Origin of the sequence: Geobacillus sp. CAMR5420, assembly GCF_000691465.1 — a bacterium.
GTDB lineage: Bacteria > Bacillota > Bacilli > Bacillales > Anoxybacillaceae > Geobacillus > Geobacillus thermoleovorans.
In genome coordinates this window covers 23,931-30,833 of sequence record NZ_JHUS01000038.1, presented here as the reverse complement: position 1 = coordinate 30,833, position 6,903 = coordinate 23,931, and the positions used below count along the sequence as shown (strand labels likewise).

General features: G+C 43.4%; 7 protein-coding genes and 1 pseudogene. 1 reads left to right on the top strand and 7 read right to left on the bottom strand.

Features of this window, described 5'->3' with window-relative positions; translation table 11 throughout:
* Positions 1 to 228: 228 nt before the first annotated feature.
* The 5 genes and pseudogenes from DI44_RS08155 to DI44_RS08170 all read right to left on the bottom strand — a co-directional run bounded on the left by DI44_RS08155 (position 229) and on the right by DI44_RS08170 (position 2,569).
* Positions 229 to 474: a hypothetical protein gene (locus tag DI44_RS08155; protein WP_020755374.1), complete on the bottom strand. Its 246-nt coding sequence runs from the start codon at positions 472 to 474 to the stop codon at positions 229 to 231.
* Positions 475 to 560: 86 nt separating this feature from the next.
* Positions 561 to 884, bottom strand: a complete 324-nt coding sequence (locus tag DI44_RS08160) for a hypothetical protein (RefSeq protein WP_216367745.1) — start codon at positions 882 to 884, stop codon at positions 561 to 563.
* Positions 885 to 1,081: 197 nt separating this feature from the next.
* A pseudogene (locus DI44_RS18730) lies at positions 1,082 to 1,207 on the bottom strand (IS982 family transposase); the annotation flags it as partial.
* A gap of 176 nt (positions 1,208 to 1,383) precedes the next feature.
* Positions 1,384 to 1,809 carry an NUDIX domain-containing protein gene (locus tag DI44_RS08165; RefSeq protein WP_015374844.1) on the bottom strand — a complete coding sequence of 142 codons (426 nt, stop codon included), beginning with the start codon at positions 1,807 to 1,809 and terminating at the stop codon, positions 1,384 to 1,386.
* A 163-nt stretch (positions 1,810 to 1,972) separates the two neighbouring features.
* The gene (locus tag DI44_RS08170) at positions 1,973 to 2,569 is read right to left on the bottom strand and encodes a hypothetical protein (protein ID WP_230847148.1); all 597 of its coding nucleotides are present in this window, start codon (positions 2,567 to 2,569) and stop codon (positions 1,973 to 1,975) included.
* A gap of 110 nt (positions 2,570 to 2,679) precedes the next feature.
* Between DI44_RS08170 and DI44_RS18050 the strand changes: the two genes are divergently transcribed.
* Positions 2,680 to 3,724 (top strand): IS630-like element ISBs2 family transposase gene (locus DI44_RS18050; protein ID WP_015374552.1). Its coding sequence is split into 2 segments (ribosomal slippage): positions 2,680 to 3,183 and positions 3,185 to 3,724, totalling 1,044 coding nucleotides; the frame shifts between segments, so codons are not numbered across the junction.
* Positions 3,725 to 3,733: 9 nt separating this feature from the next.
* On the opposite strand, the gene DI44_RS08185 is transcribed toward DI44_RS18050, so the two are convergent.
* Positions 3,734 to 4,072 (bottom strand): hypothetical protein, encoded by a 339-nt coding sequence (locus DI44_RS08185; RefSeq protein ID WP_050483835.1) that lies wholly within the window; start codon positions 4,070 to 4,072, stop codon positions 3,734 to 3,736.
* Positions 4,073 to 4,568: 496 nt separating this feature from the next.
* Positions 4,569 to 6,779, bottom strand: coding sequence for a catalase/peroxidase HPI (gene katG / locus DI44_RS08190; RefSeq protein WP_033025385.1), 2,211 nt, complete (start codon positions 6,777 to 6,779; stop codon positions 4,569 to 4,571).
* Positions 6,780 to 6,903: the final 124 nt, after the last annotated feature.

Sequence of the window (6,903 nt, the reverse complement as noted above, 5' to 3'; positions counted from 1 at the left end):
AGACATGAACCTCCTTGTGGATAGTTGGTGGTACATCTATTCTAACCAAGGAATCGGGTTCATGTCTCCTTTTTTGTTTAGTTGTTAATTTATGTCAGTGAATTTGCTCATCTACAGACCTAAATTATAAAAAGCCTTAAAAAATAAAGGAACGTACATATTAGTCATGTATAATATGTATGCTCTTTTTATCTTTTACTAAACTAAACACCCGTTAGTTCAAGAAGTTTACTTTTGAAAATCTGCTATATTCCAATTCATTTTAGGATTAACTGTATCCATAAACTTCTTAATTTGTTCTTCACTTAAATCTTTTTCACCAGTCGAATTTTTCGCATATGATACAAGTTCCCAAGTTTCATCATAAGGTTTCTTCGGTGCTTTCCACCTAATGCTAAATGTATAATCAACGCCATCAATCTTTACTTTCATAATCAATATATCGCCAAGAAGTATAAACTTACTCATTTCCATTTTTATATACCACCTACTTTTGTGTATTTACAGGAGAAAAAGAAAGATTGCAACTACGGGCAGAATCTTTGAATAAGAATATTTTTTTATGGTTCACTAATCCCCATTGCCAATAGCAAAAGAAAAGCAATGGCCAAAACCGCTCCATTTCCTATCAAGCTGATAATTGGCAGAAAGAAACGTTTCGTCATCAACCACGAGAACACAGCGAATAAAATACCAATAATTGATAAGATGCCATAAATTGTGATCACGAAATAAACATCAGCATCTGGACCTCTTTCAACATAGAAAATAATGATACTTATGATTACAGGAAACAAAGACGTGACACCTAATATATTTCCTACTTTTTTCTTGTCTAACACTATTACCCCCACCTTTTTGTTGATAATAACTTTTTGAATCATAGCCACCCATGCTGCATTTCGCGGCACTACAGATGATGGAAGTTCATTCGTTCTTCCATGAGAGACAACCATGCCGCATCTACACAGCACCATCAGAAGAATGAAAATATTAAGAATGATGTCTCTTTTTGATTCCTTTTGTGGCAGAAGTATCAATTCTTTTTTACCTTACTGTTTCTTTCTCAATGTGTGTTAAAATGGCGATTTCGACGATGAAGATGCACCTGAATGCATGAAAGTTGGGCAGAAACAAAAACGAAAATGGCGGCATATTGCTTTTGAATCTTGGCTCGATCTGTAGTAAAATGAAAGTGCTCTTGCATGGGGATTCTCCTTTTCAATGTTTGGTCGCACTTTCATTTTAAGGAGATCCGCAGGCAAGGGCTATTTTTATGCTTGATCAAGTTTATCTAGCACCACGGGTAGAGAAAGGAACGTCACGATTCCCTCTACTCCCCCCTCGACTCGCTGCAACCGCAGCGCAGTGAAAAGCAGAAAACTATATGTAGTTCAATATTTCACGAGGCGCAAAGTTGTCGATTTTCTGCAATTCGTCTTTGCTCCACCATTTGAGTCCTTTCAGTGTGTCTTTTTCGTTCTTTGTCATATGTTCGATAGACAACACCGTATCGGATTGGATCGTAACGTGATAATAAATTTCCCGGCTAATAAAAGAACCTTGTTTTCCTTCAATCCATACATCCAGTTGGAATATGGGGCCACCGAGAAGATCAACCACTATGCCTAGTTCTTCGTATAATTCCCTTTTTAAAGCTTCAGCTGGGGTCTCGTTTTCTTCAATGCCCCCTCCTGGAGTAACCCATAACACTTTGTTCCCTACTACATCCCGAAATTCAAATTGCTGAAGAAGAATTTCGTTTCGCTCATTGATGATCACTGCTCTAGCACATTTGCGTATCCTCATCGGGCGCTCCTTTCCAGATCTATTTTACAGATGCAGCCGGCCATGACTGCCGAACTCGGGTTTCATAAATGGCCCGAATTCGAACGTCCATGATGGGAAAACTCCTTCTTTTCTTTGTGTGTCAAAGATTCATATTTATTGATAAAAAAACTAACTAAGAGAATCATAAAATAGAATAATTCCTACCCCGCCCTTCAATCTGATCCTTGTATCCGATCAGTGTGTTCTTCATGGTATTCGGATAGCCTGTCTTGAGTCTAAGCTCTTTTAGAGGCATCGCTGGATTCTCAACCATGATCTTTTGAATTCGTATTATTTCTTGTGAATCATATGCTGCTTTATAAGCCATAAAAGGTGATACATAGTCGCTGATATTGACAAAGGTGAGTTCTTCGTGTCCCGTCCATTTATATAGTTTGATTTGCTGTTGAAACTTCATTAAGTTATTTCCTTCAATAAGGAACCGGTATATTAAATCACTTTTTATCTTGGCAGTATTGGACGATTCAAGATAATTTTGTTCCAACAAAAATATAACCATCCCCATAAATGTATCCACTATTTGCAAAGGTATTGATTTAACAGAGTTTTGAGAAAGAACATTAACAACGCGGTAATTTTTATTGCGATAAGCCGAATGTGCATTCATCTGTTCAATGATTTTCGTTTCAAGAAAAAGCTTATCATACTCATCATTCTGGTCTACCTTAATCTTCACCTTAATCGTTCCAGATTCTTGACTTGATAAATCCCGAGTCATTCCATAAAATAATCTTTCCGGTATTTTGATATATATAAATTGAAATAAAGGTTTTCTCCCGTTCCACGGCGAATAAATACAAAGAGAAAATAGGGGAACGGAGAGAAAATATGATGCCAAATCACAAAGACGAGATCGAAAAGTTGTCCACTGCCATGAAAGAAGCAAAAAGTAAACGAGCATATGAACGCTACCAAGCGATTTATCTTCATTTGCAGGGATATACCAAAGGAGAAATCGCAACGATTATTGGTCGATCCAAGAAAACTATTTATAACTATATTCATGCCTACGCCCAGCGCGGTCTTGATGGACTGGAGATGAAATACTCACCTGGCGCCCCACGTCGATTGACCCCTGAGCAGGAAAAAGAGCTGGCTTTGATCATTGAACATCAGCTCCCCGTAGATGTGGGATTCGAAGCAAAATATAATTGGACGCTTGCGATAATCGCTGAACTCATTCAACAAAAGTGGGGGCCAACATACACGCTTCGCGGAACAAGTGACATTCTGCATCGGTTAGGGCTAAGCTATACGAAACCGACCTATACACTAGCCAATGCCGATGAAGAGAAACAAAAAGAATTCGTCGAAATCACCTTCCCTGAAGTAAAAAAAACTGGTAGATGGGAACATCGCCCATGTCCTCTTTCAAGATGAGTCGATGATTCGTGATTACCAAGCGATTCAAAAAACATGGTTTGTCAAAGGAAAACAACGAATCATTCCGACGTTTGGAAAACATCAAGGGCTGAAGCTGATTGGCACGTTGAACTACGAAACAGGGGAAGTGTTTTGCATCGAAGAAGAACGCTATGACGCGGAAACATTTCTTCGATTTCTTCAACTTGTGTTAGAACGCTATCCCACAGGCAAAATAGTGATGATTTTAGATAACGCTCGAATTCACCATGCCAAACTCATTCAGCCATTTTTAAAAGAACACGAAGATCGGTTAGAGCTCGTCTTTTTGCCACCATACAGTCCGCAATTGAACTTGATTGAAGGGCTATGGAAATGGCTAAAATCAGACGTGATTTACAACGTGTTCTATTCGAGTGTGCAAGAAATTAGAAAGAATGTCCAAGCCTTTATTCAGCGAATCAACCAGAAACCAGAACAAACGATCGATCGTTTGTGTGTTCAGTTGTAAATCTTTAATTCAACTTATATAGAATAAGTTTCTTAGTTCAGTCGCCGTTAATCCGATTTTCTGTGCCGCATACAAAGCATCCCTATTATTAACGGTTAGAATATTAATCTGTACATTCTCATTAATAACCGTATGAAGAGTTTGAAAATATTTCTTGACAAGGTTGTCTTTCGTATACTCTCGAAAATGAAGTTCACTAAAAGAATTACACTGTTTAAAGATGTTTCGAACTTGCTTAACAACCCTTGCCATTGCGGCATCGGTTCCTCCGTAAGCCCCATAGTAAGAATAGTTAGCGTTAAACTGGTCGAGTTTATTGCTCTCATCAAAATAGATTAAGTAGTGCATATTTAAAGTAAACTCCTTTACTTTCCATACATAAATTCATTTTGTGTTGACTAAAACACGTTTATACCTTACAATCATAAAAAGAAGGTGTTGTTTTCCCCGCCGCCGTTGGGCAGGGCTGATAACATCTCAACGTACGGAAGGATAGCTTTTCCCCGCCACCGTTGGGCAGGGCTGAGCTGTCTTTTTATTTTGACGTGAACGTTTGTCCTGTCCCTTTCCCTATGCTATTTGATCTTGATTTGATTCTGCCGCAATCATACTGAAAAACACATAATTTGTCAATAAAATACATACTATTCTCAAAGATTCTCCGAAGGCTCTTTTCTCTCTGCAAATCTCTGACACATAAGCATAAAAACAGGTAATTGAGCGCTCTAGTTTCCTTTCAACGAATCTTTCCCTTTTGATCCACAACAAGTCTAAGAAAGAATCCCTGGATATGAATATAAAAAAGCAGCTTGCCCCTTAAACGGACAAGCTGCTTTTTTGCTGGTTAAACCGTGACCGACTCTTTGGCTTGTTTCAAATGAATGTCAAAGCGGTCGGCGTTCATCACTTTCACCCAAGCGTTGATAAAGTCGCGGACGAATTTTTCTCGGTTGTCGTCTTGGGCGTAAAATTCCGCGTACGAACGAAGGATCGAGTTGGCTCCGAAAATAAGGTCAACCCGGGTGGCCGTCCACCGCACTTCGCCCGTTTTCCGGTCGCGGATTTCATAAATGCCGCTGTCTGTCGGCACCCATTCATAGTTCATGTCGACTAAGTTGACAAAGAAGTCGTTCGTCAGCACCCCGACGCGATCAGTGAAAACCCCGTGCGGGAGATCGCGATAGTTCGCGCCCAATACCCGCAGACCGCCGATGAGCACGGTCATCTCAGGTGCGGTCAACCCTAGAAGCTGCGCTTTGTCGATGAGCAATTCTTCCGGACCGACGCTGTACTCTTTCTTTTGATAGTTGCGGAATCCGTCGGCAAACGGCTCCAGTACGGAAAAGCTCTGGACGTCAGTTTGTTCTTGCGTCGCATCACCCCGTCCTGGAATAAACGGCACTTTGACATCAAAGCCAGCGTCGCGCGCCGCCTTTTCAACCGCCGCGCTGCCGCCAAGGACGATGAGATCGGCGATGCTGACTTTCTTCGGCAGCTCGCGCTGGATGTCTTCATAGACGGAAAGCACTTTAGCGAGCCGCTCTGGTTCGTTCACTTCCCAATCTTTTTGCGGCGCAAGGCGTATGCGGGCGCCGTTGGCTCCACCCCGTTTATCGGAGTTGCGGAACGTGCTGGCTGAGGCCCAAGCGGTTTTGACGAGTTCACTAACCGTCAGACCCGAGTTCAAAATCTTCGCTTTGATTTCTTCAATTTCGGCATCGCTCAATTCATAGTCGACCGTTGGAATCGGGTCCTGCCAGATGAAATCTTCTTCCGGCACTTCCGGACCTAAGTATCTCGTTTTCGGACCCATATCGCGATGCGTCAGTTTGAACCAAGCGCGGGCGAACGCATCCGCGAACTCATCCGGATTTTCATGGAAGCGGCGGGCGATTTTTTCGAATTCCGGATCAAAGCGAAGCGCCAGGTCGGTTGTCATCATCATCGTCGGAACTTTTTTCGATGGGTCTTCGACATCCGGTGCGAGATGCTCTTCTTTCGGGTCAACTGCCATCCATTGCCATGCCCCAGATGGGCTTTTCGTCAGCCACCAGTCATAGCCAAACAGCATATCGAAATACGACATATCCCACTTCGTCGGTGTCGGCGTCCACGCGCCTTCGATGCCGCTCGTGATCGTGTCGCGGCCTTTTCCTTTTCCGTATGAGCTGATCCATCCCAATCCTTGCGCTTCAATCGGAGCGGCTTCCGGCTCGGGGCCAACGTGGGAAGCAGGGCCTGCGCCATGCGCTTTGCCGAACGTGTGGCCGCCGGCGATCAAGGCGACCGTTTCTTCGTCGTTCATCCCCATGCGGCGGAACGTCTCGCGAATGTCGCGCGCTGCCGCTTTCGGATCCGGCTTGCCGTCAGGGCCTTCCGGGTTGACATAGATCAGCCCCATCTGCACAGCCGCAAGCGGATTTTCCAGTTCGCGATCCCCGCTGTAGCGTTCCGAAGCGAGCCACTCTTTTTCCGCGCCCCAATAAATGTCTTCTTCCGGATGCCAGACATCTTCCCGGCCGCCGCCAAAGCCGATCGTTTTGCCGCCCATCGATTCAATGGCAACATTGCCGGCCAAAATCATCAAGTCAGCCCAGGAAATTTTGTTTCCGTATTTCTTCTTGATCGGCCACAGCAACCGCCGCGCTTTATCCAAGTTGGCGTTATCCGGCCAGCTGTTTAACGGGGCAAAGCGCTGCGTGCCGGTCGAACCGCCGCCGCGGCCGTCGCCGATGCGGTACGTTCCCGCCGAATGCCACGCCATGCGAATGAACAGCGGGCCGTAATGGCCATAATCGGCCGGCCACCAATCTTGGCTTTCTGTCATCAGTTTGCGCAAATCTTCTTTGAGCGCCCAATAGTCGAGTTTTTGAAACTCCTCGGCATAATTGAACTCTTCATCATGAGGATTTGTTTTTCGGTCGTGTTGATGGAGAATGCTTAAGTTCAGCTGGTTCGGCCACCAGTCTTTATTGGTTGTTCGATTTGAGTTGTAGCTTGTGACGCTGCCATGATACGGGCATTTGGAAGTGTTGTGTTGGTTTTGGTTTTTCATTTCCTCTTCCCCTTTCCATATTCAAATATCACCATTATCTTTTCTAGTTGCTTTTTCTGCCAACTAGAATTGATAATGATTCGTACATTAAAATTATAATAAATTAATATTTAGTAGTAAAGGA